This window comes from Nocardia sp. NBC_01327, assembly GCF_035958815.1.
In the GTDB taxonomy this organism is placed as follows: domain Bacteria; phylum Actinomycetota; class Actinomycetes; order Mycobacteriales; family Mycobacteriaceae; genus Nocardia.
In genome coordinates, this window is sequence record NZ_CP108383.1 from 1,422,443 (window position 1) to 1,443,295 (window position 20,853).

Annotated in this window: 5 protein-coding genes and 1 pseudogene; 4 read left to right on the top strand and 2 right to left on the bottom strand. The window is 68.9% G+C overall.

Annotated features, from left to right (window positions below):
• Positions 1-199 precede the first annotated feature (199 nt).
• The 3 genes and pseudogenes from OG326_RS06265 to OG326_RS06275 all read left to right on the top strand — a co-directional run.
• A pseudogene (locus OG326_RS06265) lies at positions 200-14,269 on the top strand (non-ribosomal peptide synthetase); the annotation flags it as partial.
• Between the two features lie 163 nt (positions 14,270-14,432).
• On the top strand, positions 14,433-15,428 hold the full coding sequence (locus tag OG326_RS06270) for an alpha/beta hydrolase (protein ID WP_327146396.1): 996 nt from the start codon (positions 14,433-14,435) through the stop codon (positions 15,426-15,428).
• 160 nt (positions 15,429-15,588) lie between these two features.
• Entirely contained in the window at positions 15,589-16,836 is a 1,248-nt protein-coding gene (locus OG326_RS06275) for an Nramp family divalent metal transporter (protein ID WP_327143656.1), read from the top strand.
• 85 nt (positions 16,837-16,921) lie between these two features.
• Here OG326_RS06275 and OG326_RS06280 read toward each other — a convergent pair whose 3' ends face one another.
• Complete coding sequence (locus OG326_RS06280) at positions 16,922-17,716, bottom strand: enoyl-CoA hydratase-related protein (RefSeq protein ID WP_327143657.1); 795 nt, start codon at positions 17,714-17,716, stop codon at positions 16,922-16,924.
• A gap of 101 nt (positions 17,717-17,817) precedes the next feature.
• On the opposite strand from OG326_RS06280, the gene OG326_RS06285 reads away from it, so the two are divergent.
• Positions 17,818-19,056, top strand: a complete 1,239-nt coding sequence (locus OG326_RS06285; RefSeq protein WP_327143658.1) for a TetR/AcrR family transcriptional regulator — start codon at positions 17,818-17,820, stop codon at positions 19,054-19,056.
• 168 nt (positions 19,057-19,224) lie between these two features.
• Here OG326_RS06285 and OG326_RS06290 read toward each other — a convergent pair whose 3' ends face one another.
• Complete coding sequence (locus OG326_RS06290; protein ID WP_327143659.1) at positions 19,225-20,652, bottom strand: aldehyde dehydrogenase family protein; 1,428 nt, start codon at positions 20,650-20,652, stop codon at positions 19,225-19,227.
• Positions 20,653-20,853: the final 201 nt, after the last annotated feature.

A 20,853-nucleotide genomic window follows, 5' to 3' on the forward strand; every position in this document is an offset into this window, starting at 1 on the left:
TCGATGTTGCAGGTCGCTCCCGGGCGGCCGTGCACGGTGATTACCGGCTGTCCCCGGCTGGCCGAGTAACACACCCCGCGCACACTCGATTCATCTCGGGGGGTGTACCGGCGGCACGAGCAACAACGGACAGGATGAGGGACATCTTCATGATTCGGGTGGTCGGCCAGCGGCACAGCGCGATTCGGGCGGTGCGCGCATGACCCGTACAGCTCGTGTACGGCCCACCCGAACCAGACGTCCCCGCGTCCCCACGCTGCCACAGCTGCTCTCGGCCGCGGTCGAGGCCAACCCGGCCGGGGTCGCCCTCGTCCTGGCCGATGCCGTGCAGGCCTATGACCAGCTCAGCTATGCCGAGCTCGATGAGCGCTCGACCCGGCTGGCCCGGCTGCTGATCGACCGCGGGGTGGGGCCCGAGGACCTGGTGGCCCTCGCCATCCCGCGCTCGGTCGAATCGGTGCTCGCCATCTGGGCGGTCGCCAAGGCGGGCGCCGGATTCGTCCCGGTCGATCCGAATTATCCGGCCGATCGCGTGCTGCACATGGTCACCGATTCGCAGGCGGTGCTGGGTCTGACCGTCGGCGGCCGGGGCGCGGAGCTGCCGGACGCGGTGACCTGGCTGGAACTGGACACCGCCGAACTCGGCGAGCAGTTGCAGAGCTATCCGGCCGAACCGGTCACCAATGCCGACCGGGTGCAGCCGCTGCGGGCCGAACATCCCGCGTACACGATCTACACCTCGGGGTCGACCGGTCTGCCCAAGGGCGTGGTCGTCTCGCATACAGGTCTGTCCGGTGTGACCGAGGAGCTGCGCGAGCGGTTCCGGGTCACGCCCGAATCCCGGGTGCTGCAGGTGGCGTCCCCGTCGTTCGACGCCTCGATCTACGAGCAGCTCATCGCGCTCGGTTCGGCGGCCACCCTGGTGGTGGCCATGCCCGAGGTCTACGGCGGCGAGGATCTGGGTGCGCTGCTGGCCCGGGAGTCGGTCAGCCATGCGGTGATCACCCCGTCGGTGCTGGCCTCCCTGGACCCGAACGGACTGGACGAACTGCGGGTCGTGGTGGCGGTCGGCGAGGCCTGCCCGCCCGAGGTGGTGCGGCGCTGGGTGACCCCGATCGCCGACGGTGAGCGCTCGCTGCTCAATGGTTACGGACCCACCGAGACCACCATCTGGACCAATAGCGCCGAATTGTCGCCGGACCGCCCGGTGACCATCGGCACGCCCATTCGCAGTGCCGTCGAGTACGTGCTGGACGAGCGGCTGCGGCCGGTCGCGCCGGGCGTGGCGGGCGAGCTGTACGTGGCCGGTGTGCTGCTGGCGCGCGGTTACCATCGGCGGCCCGGGCTCACCGCGACCAGGTTCGTGGCGAACCCGTTCGACGACAGCGGTTCCCGGCTGTACCGCACCGGCGACCTGGTGCGCTGGACGGCTGCCGGTGAACTGGAATACCTGGGGCGCAATGACTTCCAGGTGAAGATTCGCGGGCTCCGGATCGAGCTCGGGGAGATCGACGCCGTGCTCGCCGGGCACGAGTCCGTCGATTTCGCGGTGACCGTCGGGCACCAGGTGCAGGACCGCGCAACGGTTCTCGTGTCCTATGTGCACGCCGCACCGGGCGCCACCGTGGATGTGGCCGCGCTGACCGCGCTGGCCGAGACCGCGCTGCCGCCGCATATGGTGCCCGCCGGGATCACGGTGCTCGACGAGATCCCGCTGACGCCCGTCGGCAAGCTGGACCGCGCCGCACTGCCCGCGCCGGAATTGGCCGTCACGGCCTACCGGGCACCGGAAACTCCTGTGCAGCAAGTGATCTCGGAGATCTTCGCCGAGGTGCTGCGGGTCGAGCAGGTCGGGCTGGACGATGACTTCTTCGCCCTCGGCGTCGACAGCATCACCTCCATTCAGATCGTGTCCCGCGCGCGGGCACAGGGTGTGGCGTTCAAGGCCAAGGACGTCTTCGCCGCGCGCACCGTGGCGGGCCTGGCGGAGATCGCCGAATCGGTGGCGCCGGGGTCGGGCGAGCTGGAGCTGTCCACCGGTCCGCTGGTGCAGATCAGTGATGCGGATCGCGAACGGCTGCAAGAGATCTACCCGGCCATGTCGGATGTCTGGCCGCTCACGCCGCTGCAGTCGGGCATGCTCTTCCACGCGCTGCTGGCCGAATCCTCGGTCGATGCGTACATGGTGCAGTTCACCGTCGAGCTCGGCGGTGAACTCGATATTCCGCGACTGCGCGCCGCTGCGCAGGCCATGCTGGACCGGCATGTGAATCTGCGTGTCGCCTTCGCGGAGGATTCCGCGGGCAACCCGCTGCAGGTGGTCGTCGACGATCTCGAAGTGCCCTGGCGCTATATGGATCTCGGCGATCGCGAGCCGGGCGCGGCCCCCGCGCGCACCGACTGGCTGATGGCCGCCGAGATGAGCGGCCACTTCGATATGCGGTCCGCTCCGCTGCTGCGGTTCACCCTGGTGCGCACCGCGCCGGAGCGGTATCAGCTGTTCGTCACCAGCCACCACATTCTGCTCGACGGCTGGTCGCTGCCGCTGCTCATGCAGGACATGCTGGCGTTCTACGCGCTCGGCGGGGATCCGGCGCTGCTGCCGCCGGTGCGGTCCTACCGGGACTATCTGGCCTGGCTGGTCGCACAGGATCGGGACGCCGCGCGGGCGGCCTGGCGGGAGGCGCTCGCCGGATTCACCGAGCCGTCGCCGCTGGCGCCGGTCGACCGATCGCGCGAAATCTCCGCGGGCATCGGCGAATTGGGCTTCGAGCTGTCCGCCGCCCAGACCGCCGCGCTGAGCGCGGTCGCCGCCGAGACCGGTGTCACGGTGAATACCATCGTGCAGGCGGCCTGGGGTCTGCTCATCGGGCGCAGCACCGATCGTGACGATGTGGTCTTCGGTGCGACCGTCTCCGGCCGCCCGCCCCAGCTGGCCGGTATCGAGACCATGGTCGGCCTGTTCCTCAATGCCATTCCGGTGCGGGTGCGGCTCGATGCCGCCGACACCCTCGCCGATGTGCTGCGGCAGTTGCAGGACGAGCAGGCGGCACTGCTGGACCATCACTACCTCGGCCTCGGCGAGATTCAGGAAATCACCGGCATAGACGGGATTTTCGATTCGCTGGTGGTGTTCGCCTCCTTCCCGGTGGACGATGCGGCGCTGGACGAGGCGGCCGCGCCCATCGAGGGAGTGGGCCTGCTCGGCACCTCGGCGGCCAATGGCACGCACTATCCGGTGACCGTCATGGTGACGCCGGGCAAGACGCTGCGGGTCACTCTCAAGTACCTGCGCGATCTGTTCGACAACACCGCGGCGGAAGCGCTGGCGGAGCGACTCGCACTGCTGCTGGGCCGATTCGGCGCCGATCCGCGGGCGCGGGTCGCCGATGTGGACGCGCTCCTGGACAGCGAGCGCGAGGCGCTCGATACCGTCAATGCCACCGAAGTGGATGAGCTGCTCGATGATTCGACGCTGCTGACACTGTTCGACGCCCAGGCGGCGCGTACGCCCGATGCGCTCGCGGTGATGTTCGGTGACACCACGCTGACCTATGCCGAACTCGACGCGCGGTCGCGGCGGCTGGCGCAGGAACTCACGCTGCGCGGCGTCGGACCGGAGACGCGGGTCGCGGTCGCCATGCGGCGCAGCATCGACCTCGTTGTCGCTCTGTATGCCGTGCTGCGAGCCGGCGGTGCGTACGTGCCGGTCGACCCCGATCATCCGGCCGAGCGCAATGAGTACGTGCTGGCCAGCGCCGCCCCGGTATGCGTGCTGACCCGCGGCGACGATTCGTTCGAAACCGCTTCGGGTGTACCGCTTTTCTTCATCGAAGCCGTGGCGGGCGCCGACGATATCGAGTTCGTCGGTGCGGCCGCGGTACGGCCGGATCATGCGGCATACGTCATGTACACCTCCGGGTCGACCGGTCGTCCCAAGGGCGTGGTGATCACGCATCGGCAGATGGCCAATCAGTTCCGCTGGGCCCAGCGCACCTACCCGCACGGTGCGGGGGATGTGGTGTTGCACAAGACGCCGATCACGTTCGATATCTCCACGTGGGAGTTGTTCTGGCCGTTGCAGACCGGTGCGGCGGTGGTCGTCGCGGAGCCGGACGGGCATCGCGATCCGGCCTACATCGCGCGCATGATCGCCGACTACGGCGTCACCTCGGTGCATTTCGTGCCGTCCATGCTCGAGGCGTACCTCGACGGCGCGGCGACCTCGGCGGTGCCCGCCTCGGCGCAGCTGCGCTGGGTGTTCGCCGCCGGTGAGGCGCTGTCCGCCGAGACCGCCGCGAAGTCCGGTGCGGCGCTGCCGGATACGGCGCTGGTCAACTGGTACGGCCCGGCCGAGGCGACCGTGGTCACCGCGCATCCCGCGGACCGGTCGGCGGGCGTCGCGGTGCCGATCGGCAGCCCGGTCGCCAATACCCGTGTGCACGTGCTGGATCGGCAGTTGCAGCCGGTGCCGTTCGGGGCGGCGGGCGAGTTGTATGTGGCCGGTGTGCAGTTGGCGCGCGGTTACCTCGGTGCGCCCGCGCTGACGGCGGAACGCTTTGTCGCGCACGCCGGCGGGCAGCGGTTGTACCGCACCGGTGATGTGGTGCGCTGGGTGGCCGATCCGGACGTCGAGGGTTATGCGCTGGAGTATCTGGGCCGCAGTGACTTCCAGGTGAAGCTGCGCGGTCAGCGTGTCGAGCTCGGCGAGATCGAGACGGTGTTGCTGAGCCACAGTGCGGTGCATCGTGCCGCGGTGTCGCTGGTGCGGGCCGCCACGGGCGATCGACTCGTGGCCTATGTGGTGCTCGAATCCGGTGCGCGAGTGGGTGATACCGCCCTGCTGGCGCACGCCCGCGCGGCGCTGCCGTCGTACATGGTGCCCGCCACCGTGGTCCGGCTCGCGGCCATGCCGCTCAATGCCAGCGGCAAGCTGGACCGTAAAGCGCTCCCGATTCCCGAGTTCCAGGCGCGGGCCTATCGCGCCCCGTCCACCACCGCCGAACAGACCGTCGCCGAGGTGTTCGCCTCCGTGCTCGGCGCGCAGCGGGTCGGTGCGGACGACGACTTCTTCGAGCTCGGTGGCAATTCGCTCAGCGCCACCCAGGTGGTGGCCCGGCTGGGCGCCGCCATCGGCGCCCGGGTGCCGGTGCGGGCCCTGTTCGATTCGCCGACCGTGGCGGAACTCGCCGGAACACTCGGCGAGCATGTCGGCGCGCTCATCGCACCGCTGCGCGCCATGCAGCGGCCGGAACGGATTCCGCTGTCCTACGCCCAGCAGCGCATGTGGTTCCTGAACCGCTTCGATACCGGTTCGGCGACCTACAACCTGCCCACCGCGCTGCGCATCACCGGGCCGCTCGACGTGCCCGCACTGCGTGCCGCCGTGCGCGATCTGGTGGAGCGGCACGAGGTGCTGCGCACCATCTATCCGGAGCACGACGGTGTCGGGCACCAGGTGGTGCTGTCCGGCGACGATCCCGAGGCCATGCCCTCGCTGCCCATGGTGGATGCCACCGAGGCGAATCTGGTTGCCGCCGTGGCCGAGGCCGCCATCGCGGGCTTCGACGTGACCACCGCGCCGCCGCTGCGCCTGCGCCTGCTGCGGCTGGCCGCCGATGATCACGTGCTGGTGTGCGTGGTCCACCACATCGCCGGTGACGGCTTCTCCGCCGGACCGCTCACCCGCGATCTCATGACCGCGTACCTGAGCCGGCTGCAGAGCCGGGAACCGGAGTGGACGCCGCTGCCGGTGCAGTACGCCGACTACGCGCTGTGGCAGCGCGAAATCCTCGGCGAGGAAAGCGATCCCGACTCACTGCTGACCCGGCAGCTGGACCACTGGCGCACCGCGCTGGCGGGCCTGCCGGACCAGCTGGAACTGCCGGGCGACCGCCCGCGCCCCGCCGTGGCCTCCGGGCGCGGCGCCACGCTGGTGTTCGAGATCGACGCGCTCGTGCACGCCGGATTGCACAGGGTGGCGCAGGAGCACAACGCCACCCTGTTCATGGTGGTGCACGCGGCCTTCGCGGCCCTGCTGGCGCGGCTGTCGGGCACCGGTGACATCGCCATCGGCGCACCGGTCGCCGGGCGCGGTGATGCCGCGCTCGACGATCTCATCGGCATGTTCGTCAATACGCTGGTGCTGCGCGCGGAGATCGATCCGGCCGACTCCTTCGGGGAACTGCTGAATACGGTGCGCGACAGCGATATCGCCGCCTTCGGTCACGCCGATGTGCCGTTCGAGCGCCTGGTGGAGGTGCTGGACCCGGCCCGCTCGCAGGCCCGGCATCCGCTGTTCCAGACCATGCTGACCTTCCAGAACCTGGCCACCTCGGAGCTGGAACTGCCCGGCGTCTCGGTCTCGGCGGTGGAACTGGATGTGCCGCTGGCCAAGTTCGACCTGCAGCTGACCGTTGGTGAGCGCGCCGATGACGAGGGCACGCCGCAGGGCATGACCGGGCTGTTCACCTATGCCACCGATCTTTTCGACGAGGCGACGGTGCAGCATTTCGCCGACCGCTTCCGGCGGATCCTGGTCGCGGTCACGGCCGATGCGAACCGGGTGGTCGGCGATATCGACGTGCTCGGCTTCGACGAGCGCCGGAAGGTGCTCACCGACTGGAACGATACGGCGCTGGAACTGCCTGCGGGACAGTTGTTCTCGAAGTTCGAGGCGCGTGCCGTGCTGACCCCGGATGCCGCGGCGCTGCGTTATCAGGGCAGGGAGGTGTCCTACGACGAGCTGGCCTCGCGGGTGCATCGCCTGGCGCGGCATCTGATCGCCGCGGGTGTGGGGCCGGAATCGCTGGTGGCGCTGGGCATTCGGCGTTCGGTGGATCTGGTGGTCGCCGTCTACGCCGTCCTGGAGGCCGGTGGCGCCTATGTGCCGCTGGATCTGGATCAGCCCGCCGATCGTCTCGAGCACGTGCTCGAGACGGCGCGGCCCGCATGCGTACTCACCACGCGCGGTGATGATTTCGCCTACGACGGCCCGATCGCGGTCATCGATGGGATCGACCTGTCGGGCTACTCCGACGCGCCGATCCGGGATGCCGAACGCCTCGCGCCGCTGCACGGTGCGAATACCGCGTACGTCATCTTCACCTCCGGCTCGACCGGACGGCCCAAGGGCGTGGCGGTCTCGCACGCCGCCGCCGTCAATCAGATCAGCTGGATCACCGGCGAATACGCGATCGCCGCGGATGATGTGGTGCTGCTCAAGACCCCGGCCACCTTCGACGTCTCGGTGTGGGAGCTGTTCGGTCCGCTCGCCGTCGGCGCCCGCCTGGTGATCGCCACGCCCGACGGGCACCGCGATCCCGCCTATCTGGCCGAGGTGATCGCCGCCGAGCGCGTCACCATGACCTCGTTCGTGCCGTCCATGCTGAGCGCGTTCACCGACAGCGCCGACCCGGCGGCGCTCACCTCGCTGCGCGCGCTGCTGGTCGCGGGTGAGGCCTTCACCGGCGATGCGGTCGCCGCCTTCCGCCGGATCTCCGGCGCGGAACTGCACAATCTCTACGGCCCCACCGAATTCACCGTGCACGCCACCTACGCCGCTGTCGGCGAACAGGTTTCGGGTGCGGTGCCGATCGGCGCGCCGGTGTGGAACGCGCAGACGTACGTGCTCGACGCGCGGCTGCATCCGGTCGCGCCGGGTATGGCGGGTGAGCTGTATCTGGCCGGTGCGCAGCTGGCGCGCGGATACTACGGTCGCGCCGACCTGACCGCGGACCGGTTCGTGGCCGATCCGTTCGGTGAGCGTGGCGCGCGGATGTACCGCACCGGTGATCTGGTGCGGTGGACCGATCGCGGTCAGCTGGTGTACCTGGGCCGCACCGACTTCCAGGTGAAGCTGCGCGGTCTGCGGATCGAGCTCGGTGAGATCGAAGCGGCGCTCACGGCGCAGGATTCCGTCGCACGGGCGGTGGTGGTGCTGCGCGGTGACGAGCGGCTGGGTGATCAGCTCGTCGGCTACGTGGTGCCCGTCGCCGGGCGCACGGTCGATGCCTCGGATCTGAAAGCCGCACTCGCGGAACGACTTCCGGGATACATGGTGCCCGCCGCATTCGTGGTGCTGGACGAGTTCCCGGTCAATCCCTCCGGCAAGCTGGATCGCCGGGCGCTGCCCGCGCCGGATTTCGCGGCCGCGCACGAGTTCCGGGCTCCCGTCACGGAGGCCGAGCAGACCGTGGCCGAGGTGTACGCCCAGGTGCTGGGGCTCGAACAGGTCGGTCTGGACGACGATTTCTTCGCGCTCGGCGGCAATTCACTGGTCGCCACCCGGGTCATCGCCCGCGTGAACGCCGCGCTCGATACCGGTCTCGGCGTACGGGACCTGTTCGAGGCGCCGTCGGTCGCCGCACTCGCACAGCGGATTTCGGGTTCCGAGGCCGCCGCGCCGCGACCCAGGCTGGTGGCCGGACCGCGTCCCGAGCAGGTGCCGCTGTCCCTCGCGCAGCAGCGCATGTGGTTCCTGAACCAGTTCGATCCCACCTCCTCGGCCTACAACCTGCCGATCGCGCTGCGGCTCACCGGTGCGCTGGATACCGAGGCGCTGCAGCAGGCCGTCGCGGATCTGGTGCGGCGGCACGAGACGCTGCGGACCATCTACCCCGAGACCGGCGGTGCGGCACAGCAGGTGGTGCTGCCTGCCGACCAGGCGGTGCCGCAGCTCGCACTCGAGGTGATCGGCGTCGATACGGTGGCCGAGCGGGTGGGCGCACTGCTCACCGCCGGGTTCGAGGTGACGCGCGATATTCCGTTGCGGGTCAAGCTCTTCCGCCTGGACGTCGCCGAGACGATCGAGCATGTGCTGGTGCTGGTCACGCATCACATCAGCTCGGACGGCTGGTCGATGGGCCCGCTGGCCCGCGATCTGGTCATGGCCTATATGGCCCGGTCGGCACACACCGCGCCGGCCTGGGCACCGCTGCCGGTGCAGTACGCCGACTACGCGCTGTGGCAGCGTGAACTGCTCGGGTCCGAGGACGATCCGGACAGCCTGATCTCGCGGCAGACCGCCTACTGGCGGACCGAACTGGCCGGGCTGCCCGACGAATTGAACCTGCCCGCCGATCGGCCGCGCCCGCCGGTGCAGTCCTTCCGCGGTGGCAGTGTGCAATTCGCGATCGACGACGCGACACACGAGGGTCTGCAGCGGATCGCGCGGGAGCAGCACGCCACGCTGTTCATGGTCGTGCACACCGCGCTGGCCGTCTTCCTGGCCCGGCTGTCCGGGACCGATGACATCGCCATCGGCACACCCGTCGCGGGTCGTGGCGCGGCCGAGCTGGACGATGTCATCGGCATGTTCGTGAACACGCTGGTCCTGCGCACCCAGGTGCCCGGCGAGCTGCGTTTCGAGGAGCTGCTGGCCCGCACCAAGGACGCCGATCTGCGCGCCTTCGCGCACGCCGAGGTGCCGTTCGAGCGGCTGGTGGATCTGCTCAATCCGGAGCGCTCCACCGCCCGCAATCCGCTGTACCAGGTCATGCTGGCCTTCCAGAACCTGCCGGACAATGATGTCGACCTGCCCGAACTGCGCATAGCCGCACTGGAATCCGAGGTCGAGACCTCGCAGGTCGATCTGTCGCTGACCATGAGCAGCAGCGAGGCGGCGGGACTACAGGCGGCATTCACCTTCGCGCACGACCTGTTCGACTACGCCACCATCGGGGTCTTCGCCGACCGCTTCCAGCGGCTGCTCGCCGCCATCGCCGGCAGCCCCGAGACGCCCGTCGGCGATCTCGCGCTGCTCGGCGACGAGGAATATCAGCTGCTCACCCATGTGCACGGCGATGAGGTCATGGCGACCGGGCTGCTGCCCGATCTGCTGACCGCCGGTCTGCGCCTGGGCCGGGACCGGATCGCGGTGCGCTACCGCGGGCACTCCATCACCTACGGCGAGCTGGACGATTATTCGTCGCAGCTGGCGCGGGTGCTCATCGATCGCGGTGTCGGACCGGAAAAGCTTGTCGCCGTGGCCTTCCCGCGTTCGTTCGAGACGGTCGCGGCCGTGCTCGCCGTTGCCAAGGCGGGTGGTGCGCACGTACCGATCGATCCGACCTATCCGGCGGATCGGGTGCGGCACATGGTGATCGACTCCGGCGCCATTATCGGCATCACCGGCAAGGCGCATCTGGACGGTCTGCCCGAGACGCTCGAATGGCTGTGCCTGGACGATCCGGCGACCGATCAGCAGTGTGTCGCCCGCTCGGCCGCGCCCGTCACCGACGCGGATCGCCTTGCGCCACTGCGCATGCAGCATCCGGCGTACGTCATCTACACCTCGGGATCCACCGGTATGCCCAAGGGCGTCACCGTCACGCACGCCGGTGTGGGCGGACTCGCCGACTACGCGGTGGCCCGGTACGAGCTCGACCCCGGGCACCGGATGCTGCACAACTGCTCACCCAGCTTCGACCCGTCGGTGCTGGAGTGGGTATGCGCCTTCTACATCGGCGCGACCCTGGTGATCGTGCCCAAGGAGATCCTGGGCGGCGCCGAGCTCGGTGAGCTCATGCGCAGTGAGAACGTGACGCACGCGCTGCTCACCCCGGCGGTGCTGAGCACCCTCGACCCGGCCGAACAGCCGCAGCTGGTCATGCTGTCGATCGGCGGCGACGTGACCTCGCCCGAGCTGGTCACCCGTTGGAAGGCGCCGGGCCGGGTCTACCACAATGCCTACGGTCCGACCGAGACCACGATCATCTCCACCTACGCGCAGCTCACGCCGGGCCGCCACATCACCATCGGCACACCGGTGCACGGTATGTCGGCGCTGGTGCTGGACGGCCGCCTGAACCCGGTGCCGCCGGGTGTGGCGGGGGAGTTGTACCTCGCCGGTGGCGCGCTCGCGCGCGGTTACCGCAATCGGGCGGGGCTTTCGGCCGAGCGGTTCGTCGCAAACCCCTGGGGTGCACCGGGATCGCGCATGTACCGCACCGGCGATGTGGTGCGCTGGTACGCCGATCCGGCGGACCGGGGCGGCAATACCGCACTGCCGGATACGAAGTGGGAACTCGACTACGTCGGGCGCTCGGACTTCCAGGTGAAGATTCGCGGCTTCCGCATCGAACTCGGCGAGATCGACGCGGTGCTCGGCGGGCATCCGGATGTCGACTTCGCCATCACGGTCGGGCGCAAGAATGCCACCGGGGCAACGGTTCTGGTGTCGTATGTGCTCGGCAACGCCCTCGAACCGGAGCATTTGCAGGCGTACGCCGCGCTGAGCCTGCCGCCGCATATGGTGCCCACCGCGATTGTGGTGCTCGACGAGATTCCGCTCACCCCGGTCGGCAAGCTCGACCGCAAGGCGCTGCCGGAACCCGTACTGCGGCAACGTGAATACCGGGCGCCGTCCACCTCGCTGGAGGAGACCATCGCGGCCGCCTTCGCCGAGGTGCTCGACGTGGAGCGGGTCAGCGTCGACGACGATTTCTTCGCGCTCGGCGGTAATTCGCTGCTGGCCACCCAGATCGTGAGCAAGCTGCGCAAGCTGTCCGGCGCACAGGTCATGGTCGCGTGGTTCTTCGCCGATCCGACCGTCACCGGGCTCGCCGCCCGTATTGCCGCGGCGCTGGAGAACAGCCACGACTACGATTCGGCCGCCGACGGCGCGATGGCCGTGGTGCTGCCGATTCGTGCCACCGGCGCTCGAACGCCATTGTTCTGCGCGCCGCCCATGGTCGGAATGTCCTGGTGCTATGCCGGTTTGGTGGGCTTCCTGCCCGCCGATCAGCCGGTGTACGGCCTGCAGTCCCCGGCGCTCACCGAGGCCGACTATCTGCCCGCCACCCTCGAAGAGGTGGCGCGGCGGTATGTCAGCGCCATGCGCGAGGTGCAGCCGGAGGGCCCGTACCGGCTGCTCGGCTACTCCCTCGGCGGCATTCTGGCCCACGCCATTGCCACGGAACTGCAGGCCGAGGGGGAGCGGGTCGACGTACTCGCCAATCTCGACGCCTACCCCGATGCCGAATTCGCGGACTTCACCGCCGCGGTGCGGGATGAGTTCGCGGCGCTCGGCGTCGGCGAGGAAGCCTTCCCCGACGGGGATATGAGCGATCTGAGCGATGAGGCGCTGGCCGCACTGCACGCGGCCATCCCCACGGACCTCGCGGTGCTCACCGTCGAACGGCTGCGCCGGATCTACCGGGGTGCGGTGCACACCGTCGAACTCGGCTCGCAGTATCGGCCGAAGGTCTTCGACGGGCAGATGGACCTGTTCTCCGCCGAGCAGGGGCGCGGCGACGATCACCCGCACTCGCCCGACGACTGGCGGGGATTCGTCACCGGATCCATTACCGATCACGTCGTGCCGATCACGCACCAGCTGCTGACCACGGCGGAGGCGTACGCCGTCATCGGGCCGCAGCTCGCCGCACTGCTGGATCGCGAAAGCGCGCCTGTCACAGGCGAAGAAGCCGCGAAAGAGGTGACGGAGGACGCCGACTGGGCCACCACCCAGGTGCTGCCGATCATCACATTCGACGCACCGCCGGCAGGCGTGAAACTGCGCGCGGACGACGGAACACCCCCGGCTGCGGACAGCGATATCACCTCCGGCTACAGCGCTGCCTCGGATTACGTTGCCGCCGAGGAATTCCCGGCCGCCGACGCGGAAGCCTTCGTCGACAAGCTCTTCTCCGGCTTCGACACCGGCGAGATCGCCGCCTCGGCCCCGGGCTCGTCCGCCGCCGAAGAAGTCTCGGCCGCAAGGGAACTCGGAGACTCTGCCTCGGGCGCTGGTTCGGAGGCCTCCGCCGAGGAAGCTCCGCAGGTCTCGGCCGGGGGATCGCAGCGGGCTGACGGAGGAGAATCCCCGGACGCCATCGATCTGGAAGCGCAGGAGATCTCCGGCGCGGAAGTGCCGGACGCCCCCGCGCAGGTTGCGGCCGCTGCGGCCGCGCCGCCGATCATGGGTCCGCGACTCACCGCGGTGGGCAAGGTTTCTCCACTGCCCGCGGGAGCGGTGAGCCTGCTCGAGGTCGAGCCGTCCGGGCTCTGGGTTCGGGCCATCACGCTCGATATCGCCGCTGATGTCTCCGGCTCCCGGGTGCGGCGCTCGGTGCGCACCCTGCTGGACCGGCACCCGGCACTGTGGTCGCGACTGCGCCGGGACGGCGATGCGGCCGTCATGGATATTCCGGCACAGGCGAATTCGAGTGATGCCCAGGTCTGGCAGCTCGATCCCTCTGTCGAGGCGGTGGGCGATCCGATCGAAGCGGTCATCCATGCCGCCGCGGCGGAGCTGGATCCGGAGAAGGGTCGCAATATTCGCTTCGTGCTCATGGCCGGAGCACAGGCCGATCCGACCCTCGATCCGATCGACTGCCCCGCGGCCGTCCTGGTCGCGGTCGCCAACGGCCTGGTGGTGGACGACACCTCGTGGCGCACCATCATCGAGGACCTCACCGCCTCCTGGTCCGGCGGCCATGCCACGCCGCCCAGCGCGGACGCGCATCCGGTCGGCATCGCACAGGTGCTCGCCGACCGGGCCGTCGCCGCCCCGACGGTCACCGAATTGGAGTGGTGGCGCGCCTCTCTGACCTCGGCCACCGAGGGCCGGGATCCGGCCGAGGTGTTCGGCACGAGCGAGGAACCGATCGCCCGCGGCCGGGTCTCGGTCTCCATCACCGGCGAGGGCGCGGCGGCCGTCGATGCCGTGGCCCGCCGCTACGACGCCACCATCGAAGAGGTGCTGCTCGGCGCGCTCGCCGTCACCCTGCTCGACGACAGCGGCGAATCGGTCCGGCGGGCACTGGGTTCGGTGGTGCAGCTGGTCGCCGACGGGCGGGTGCCGGGCGATCCCGCCGGACATCGCACCGTGGGCGCGTTCAGCACGCCCTACCCCTTCGCGCTGCGGGTGTACGGCGTGGACTACGACGAGGTGCGGCGCGGCGGGCCCGCCGCCGGATCCGTGCTCGAGCAGATCCGCGACCGCTGCCGGGACGTGCCCGCACAGGGTGTCGGCTTCGGCCTGCTGCAGCATCTGAACCCCGACACAGCGGCCGCAATCGCCGGACTTCCGGTGGGTCGCATCGGTTTCCGCTACCGTGATCTGCGACCCGCCCGGGTGTATCCGGAGCCGGTCGCCGACGACCTCTATCTGGACGTCACGGTGGACACCACCCAGGACGGTCTCGTGGCCCGCTTCGACTTCGCGGGCGCGGTACTCGACCTGGAGCAGATCAAGCGACTCGTCGAAGGCTGGGTGCAGGCCCTGGGCGGGCTCGCCGAGCACGGTCGCGAGACCACTCCGTAATATCGCCGCTACCGCGTCGATTGCACAGGCCGTAGACCGGCACTAACGAACCACAGCGAAGGTGTGAACATTGATTCGTCGACATGTCCGGAACGGGCTTGCGGGTCGCCGGCGCGGTGCACGAGCCGCTGCCTTCCTCGCCGTCACAGCAGTTCTCACCGGCATGGTCGCCGGTGTCGGCGGTCCCACCGCGAGCGCCGACCCGATCATCGACAGCAAGAAGCTGCTCGCCGATCCGGTCGCCCCGGACGGGTCGAAGATCACCAAGGCGGAGATGAAGGACGGCCGGAACATTCGGCTGTACGTGCACTCCACGGCCATGGACGCGACCTACCCGGTCGATGTGCAGCGCCCGGCCGACGCCACCGTGCCGCAGCCGACGCTCTACCTCCTCAATGGCGCCGGCGGCGGTCAGGACGACGCCTCCTGGGTCAAGAAGACGAATATCGTCAACGGCTTCCTCGCCGACAAGAACGTCAATGTCGTGCAACCCATCGGCGGCAAGTGGAGCTACTACCAGGACTGGGACACCACCGATCCGACGCTCGGCGTCAACAAGTGGCAGACCTTCTTCACCGATGAGCTGCCCCCGCTGATCGATGCGGCCCTGGGCACCAACGGCGTGAACGCCGTGGCCGGTATCTCCACCTCGGGCACCACCGTGCTGCAGCTGCCGGAAATGCGCCCGGGCCTGTTCAAGGCCGCCGCCGCGTACAGCGGTTGCGCGCAGATGTCCGATCCGGTCGGCCAGGAATTCATGCGCCTCACCGTCGAGACCTGGGGCGGCGGCAAGCTCACCAATATGCACGGCCCGATGGATTCGCCGGAATGGGCGGCCAACGATCCGGTCGTCAATGCCGAGAAGCTGCGCGGCACTGCGCTTTACATCTCCTCCGGCAGCGGGCTGCCCGGCCAGTACGACAGCCTCGACGGGCCGTACGCGCTGCCCGGTCAGTACGGTCTGGCCAATCAGATGATCATCGGCGGGGCCATCGAGGCCGGCACCAACTACTGCAGCCACAATCTGGCGGCCAAGCTGGACTCGCTCGGCATTCCGGCCACCTACAACTTCCGCGCGACCGGCACGCACTCCTGGGGGTACTGGAACGACGAGTTCCTCAACTCCTGGCCGGTGCTGGCCAGGGGTCTCGGGATCTGATTCCCGGCCTGCCGGGGCAGTAGCTCCGAACCCTGCACGACCTGAACGCCCCGGTGAATCCGCCGGGGCGTTCGGCGTTTTCGCGGGCGCTGCTATCAGGCTGATCACTTTCTTGAAGGTAGGTCTAAACAAAAAGTTCGGTTAGCCGTAATCTAATGTTGTGAGTACCAGCCTGGCGGATACGCGCTCCAAATTCCAGCGAGCGAGATCAGCCACGGTCTTGCTCGGACCAGCTTTCGTCGCCGCCATCGCCTATGTCGATCCGGGCAATGTGGCCTCGAATATCAGCGGTGGCGCACAGTTCGGATACCTGCTGGTGTGGGTCATCGTGATGGCCAATGCCATGGCCGGGCTGGTGCAATTCCTCTCGGCCAAACTCGGCCTGGTGACCGGTATGTCACTGCCGGAGGTGGTGCGGGAGCGAGCCAGTCGCGGTGTCCGGCTGGCCTATTGGGGGCAGGCCGAAACCGTTGCCATCGCAACGGATCTCGCGGAGGTGGTCGGCGGCGCCATCGCACTCAACCTGCTGTTCCGGCTGCCGCTGCTGCTCGGCGGCGTGATCACCGGCGTGGTATCGCTGGGCCTGCTGCTGGTGCAGAATCGGCGCGGGCAGCAGCCGTTCGAACGCATCATCCTGGGCATGCTCGGCATTATCGCCATCGGATTCATTGCCTCCGTGGTGATTTCACCGCCCTCGGTCTCCTCGACCATCGGCGGGCTGGTGCCGCGCTTCGACGGCACCGAGAGCGTGCTGCTCGCCGCCGCCATGATCGGCGCGACCGTCATGCCGCACGCGGTGTACCTGCACTCCGGACTGGCCCGGGATCGGCACGGCCAGCCCGAGGCCGGTGCGGCCCGCGCCCGGCTGCTGCGCATCACCCGCTACGACGTCGGGCTGGCCATGCTGCTCGCGGGCGCGGTGAATCTGGCCATGCTGCTCATGGCCGCCTCAACGCTGCGCGGACGGCAGGACGTGGATTCCCTCGAATCCGCGCACGCCGCGGTGCAGGACACGCTCGGCCCGGCGGCCGGACTGCTGCTCGCCATCGGACTGCTCGCCTCCGGCCTGGCCTCCACCTCGGTCGGCGCCTACGCGGGGGCCATGATCATGCAGGGATTGCTGCACCACCGCATTCCGCTGCTCGTGCGCCGCGTGGTGACCCTGATTCCCGCGCTGGTGGTGCTCGGCCTCGGCGTGGATCCGACTCGGGCGCTGATCATTTCGCAGGTGGTGCTGTCGTTCGGCATTCCGTTCGCGCTGATTCCCCTGGTGCGCTTCACCACCGACCGCACGCTCATGGGTGACGACGTGAACGGGCGGATCACCACCCTGCTGGCCTGGCTGGTGGCCGCGATCATCACGGCCTTGAATGTCGCACTCATCTATCTGACCGTCGCCGGGAACTGACCGTCGCCGGGAGATAGCGGCGCTGCCGTAAAGCCCTGTCATCCCGGCCGACCCCTCGTCATCCCGGCATGCTTTCGGCCTGGATCTACTCCGCGAAAACGGCCTTGCGCTTCTGCAGCATGGCCGTCGCACCCTCGGCGAAATCGGCCCCGCGCAACAACTCAGGCTGACCGATCCCCTCTGCAGTCAGTGCGTCGTCGAGGGCCGGCAGTGCCGCGGCGTTCAGCGCGCGCTTGGTGAGTTCGAGGGCGCGGCGCGGGCCGTGTGCCAGCTTGGTGGCGGCGGCCTCGACCTTCGCGTCGAGATCCGTATCGGAGTACACGCCGGTGATCAGGCCGCGGCGCTGCGCCTCGGCGCACGGCAGGCGATCGCCCAGCAATGCCATCTCGGCGGCCAGCGGGCGACCGGCGGCCGCCGCGACCATGGCCGCCGCACCGCCGTCCGGCATGAGACCGATATTGATGAAGGCCAGCAGCAGATAGGCGTCCTCGGAGGCGTAGATCAGGTCGGCGGCCAGGGCGAAGGCGACCCCGACACCGGCGGCCGCGCCCCGCACCCGGGCGATGACCGGGATCGGCGCGTCCACGATCGCCTTGATCATCCGATTGGCCGCGACCATGGTGTCCTCGGGCGTGATTCCGCGTGCCGCCTCACCGGGACTGGCCGACAGATCGGCGCCGGTACAGAAGTCGCCGCCCTCGCCGGTGAGCACGATCACCCGCACCGCGGGATTGTCGTATGCCGAAAGCACCGTCTCGCCGAGCCCCAGCATGGTGTCGTAGTCGATGGCGTTCTTGCGCTTGGGATTGGTGATGGTGATACGCAGTACCCGGCCGTCGAGTACGGCGGTGTAGCCCGGGGTTGTCGCGGTGTTGCTCATGAATGCTCCCGGTGATGTGTTCGGCTGTGCGAATTGTGGTTAACTTAGGTGGATTCGTCCGGCACTGTCAACAGCCGGTGCCGTGGAAAAGGAGAAAGTGCATGGTCGCCGATCGCAGCGAGGTGGGACTCGCTTCCGCGCGACCTTCCGGCGAACCGGGACCCCGGCGCCGACCCAAGAATCGCAAGGCCCAGATCGTCGGCGTCGCCGCGCGGGCCTTCGCTGAGCGGGGGTATCACCCGGTCGGCGTGGACGAGATCGCCGCCGAGGTCGGCATTTCCGGGCCCGCGCTGTACCGGCACTTCAGCAATAAGTACGCCATGCTGGTCGCCGCCGCCGAGATGGGCGCGCAGCAATTGGTCGATGCCGCCCACGCCGCCGACCATCCGGAGCTGGAACCGGAACCGCGACTCACCGCACTGATCCGCGGCATTGCCGAGCACACCATCGACTGCCGGCGCGAGGGCGGACTGTACCGCTGGGAGCGGCGATATCTGGAGAGCGCCGATCGCGCGCGCATCCGGGTCATCTACGCCGATCTGCACGACACCTTCACCGCGCCCATCGCCGAGCTGTACCCCGACGCCGATCCGGCCGACAACAGTCTGCGCGCCGCGGCGGTGCTCAGCGCCATCGGCAGCGTGACCGGGCATCGCACCGCGCTGTCCAATGCGCGCCTGGTCAGCCTGCTCAACGACATCTGCTGGGACATCCTGCGCGCCGAGCTGCCGCCCGCGCCCGCACCCGCCACCGGCGACCCGATCGTGCGCGGCCTGCCCGTCATCTCCAAGCGCGAACAGCTGCTCACCGAGGCCATCCGGATCTTCGGGCGGCAGGGGTATCACGAGGCCAGCATCGAGGAGATCGGCGCCGCCGCGGGCATCAACGCCTCCAGCGTCTACCGCTACTTCAGCAGCAAATCCGATCTGCTCGCCGCCGCCTTCCACCGCACCGGCGAACGCGTGGCCATCGCCAATGCCGAGGCACTCTCGGAGGCCACCAGCCGCGCCGACGCCGCCGTGCGCATTGCCGAACGCTTCGCCCGCATGACCTTCGCCATGCCGGAGATCCTCCCGGTCTACTTCGCCGAATTCTCCAATCTGCCCGCCTCCGAACAACATCGACTCCGCTCCATCCAGCGCCAGAACGTCCTGGAATGGGCCAACCTCCTCGAAGGCGACCAAATCGAAGCCCGCTTCCGCGTCCACGCCGCCATCGGCCAGGTCATCGACGTAGGCCGCCGCCTCCGCTTCGACACCAGGCCCCAGAACCTGGCCCGCGTCCGAGCCCTGATGAGCGCCGTCCTACTCGGCTCGGCCCCCACCCCCGACGCCGAATAGCGCTACCCCCCAAGAAGACCTGTCCAGACCTGCACCACAAGGTCGTGGCCCGCCCGGTTCTGGACTGAGCGGAGCAATGCCGCGCAGCGGCGAGCGCAGGGAGGGAAGAACCGGGTAACAGGGCCACGACCCCGCCCGGAGCGAAGCGGAGGGCAAATCAAACACAGCTCAGACCTTGTGGCGGAGGCGGAAAATCGCTCTTGCCAGGCGGAGGCGCTGGGGATGGTTGTCGAAGGTGCTCAGCCCCACGGGTTCTCGGTGGCGTTTGTCGATGATCGATTGGGCGCGGGCGAATTCGAGCAGGGACTGCGGGTTGCGGATGCGGCCGGGGCCGTGGATGCCGTAGACCGGGGTGGCATTGACCGTGACCAGTTCGGTGCGCAGGTGGTCGGCGAATTCGGGGACGCTGCGGACATCGCGGGTGAAAACGGCTACGGGGAGCACTCTTTCAGGGGCGTTGACACGTTCCACCGCCTCGTCCATGGATGCGACCCGATTGACGATCAGCACCGGGCCCACCGCGTCGCCGGTAATGGCGAGGCTGATCTCCGGGACCTCGGTGAGCACCACCGGTTCGATATAGGGCTCGCGAATGGACTCCAGGCTGCCCACCACCGCGCGACCACCGCGGGTGAGTGCGTCGCGAACCTGGCGGCGCACCACATCCAGATGGGCCTCGACCACCATCGGCCCGTAGGAGGCGCGCTTGTCCGCGGCGGGCCGCAGCTTGCGGGCGTGATAGGCCACCATTTCCAGGAACGGCTCGTACACCGAGTCCGCCACGTACACGCAGTGCACACCCGCCGGATGCTGCCCGGCATTGGCCATGGCGCCGTATACCGCTGCGGCCGCGGCGGTATCGAGACGGGCGTCGACCTGGACGATCATGGCGCCGCGGCCGCCCTGCTCGATCACCAGGGGAGTGCCGGTCTGCGCGCACAGCGCGGTGACCTCGCGGGCGCCGGCGACGGACCCGGCGTAGGCGATCTTGTCCACCCGCGCCCGGCAGAGGGCGGCGGCGGTGGAGCTGTCACCGGTAACCACCTGCAGCACAGGCTGATTCGGGGACAGGCGGTTCCAGGTGTCGACCAGCCAGGCTCCGACGCCGGGGGTCAGCTCGCTCGGCTTGAACACCACGGTATTGCCCGCGGCCATGGCGGAGGCGATCGAATTCATCGGTGCGAGAACGGGATTCTGCCAGGGCCCCAGCACGCCGATCACGCCGAGCGGCAGTCGCCCGATCGAGCCGGACCGATCGCGGGGGAACCGGGCCGTGCTGCGGGTGGAGCGGCCCAGCGTCTTCTCGGCATGGCGCGCAACCCAATCCAGATGCTCCACGGCCAGCGTCACTTCGACGGCGGCGTCCATGCGCGGTTTGCCGGTCTCAGTGCTGATGAGTTCGACGAGATCGCGGGTGCCGCGTGCGATGGCGCGCTTCCAGTCCAGCAGCCAGCGTTTGCGCCCGGCGAATCCCAGTGCCGCCCACCACTGTTGCGTGGTGCGGGCCGCGCGGACGGCGCGGGTCAGCTCACCGGCGCCCATGATGGCGTAATCGCCCACGACCTCCCCGGTGCGCGGATCATACGATGTCAGCACCTTCGGTCGGCCCGCTCCGGTGCGCGCTGCCCGTGGCTGCTGCGCAGGCTCGGCCATGGTTACCCTCTCGTGGCCATGAATGTCTCCCCGCCTGTCAGCCTATTGTTCGGCGAGTACGCCCGACAAGGTGCGGAAATATCAGCAGACCGCACGGTCCGTGTCTGGATCTGCGGCTATTCGCAGACCTGTCAGTTTGTGACC

Bases quoted from the DNA above. Each gene is read 5' to 3' on its own strand.
- OG326_RS06270 (WP_327146396.1), top strand. From the start codon at position 14,433: ATGGTCGCCGGTGTCGGCGGTCCCACCGCGAGCGCCGACCCGATCATC.
- OG326_RS06285 (WP_327143658.1), top strand. From the start codon at position 17,818: ATGGTCGCCGATCGCAGCGAGGTGGGACTCGCTTCCGCGCGACCTTCC.
- OG326_RS06280 (WP_327143657.1), bottom strand. From the start codon at position 17,716: ATGAGCAACACCGCGACAACCCCGGGCTACACCGCCGTACTCGACGGC.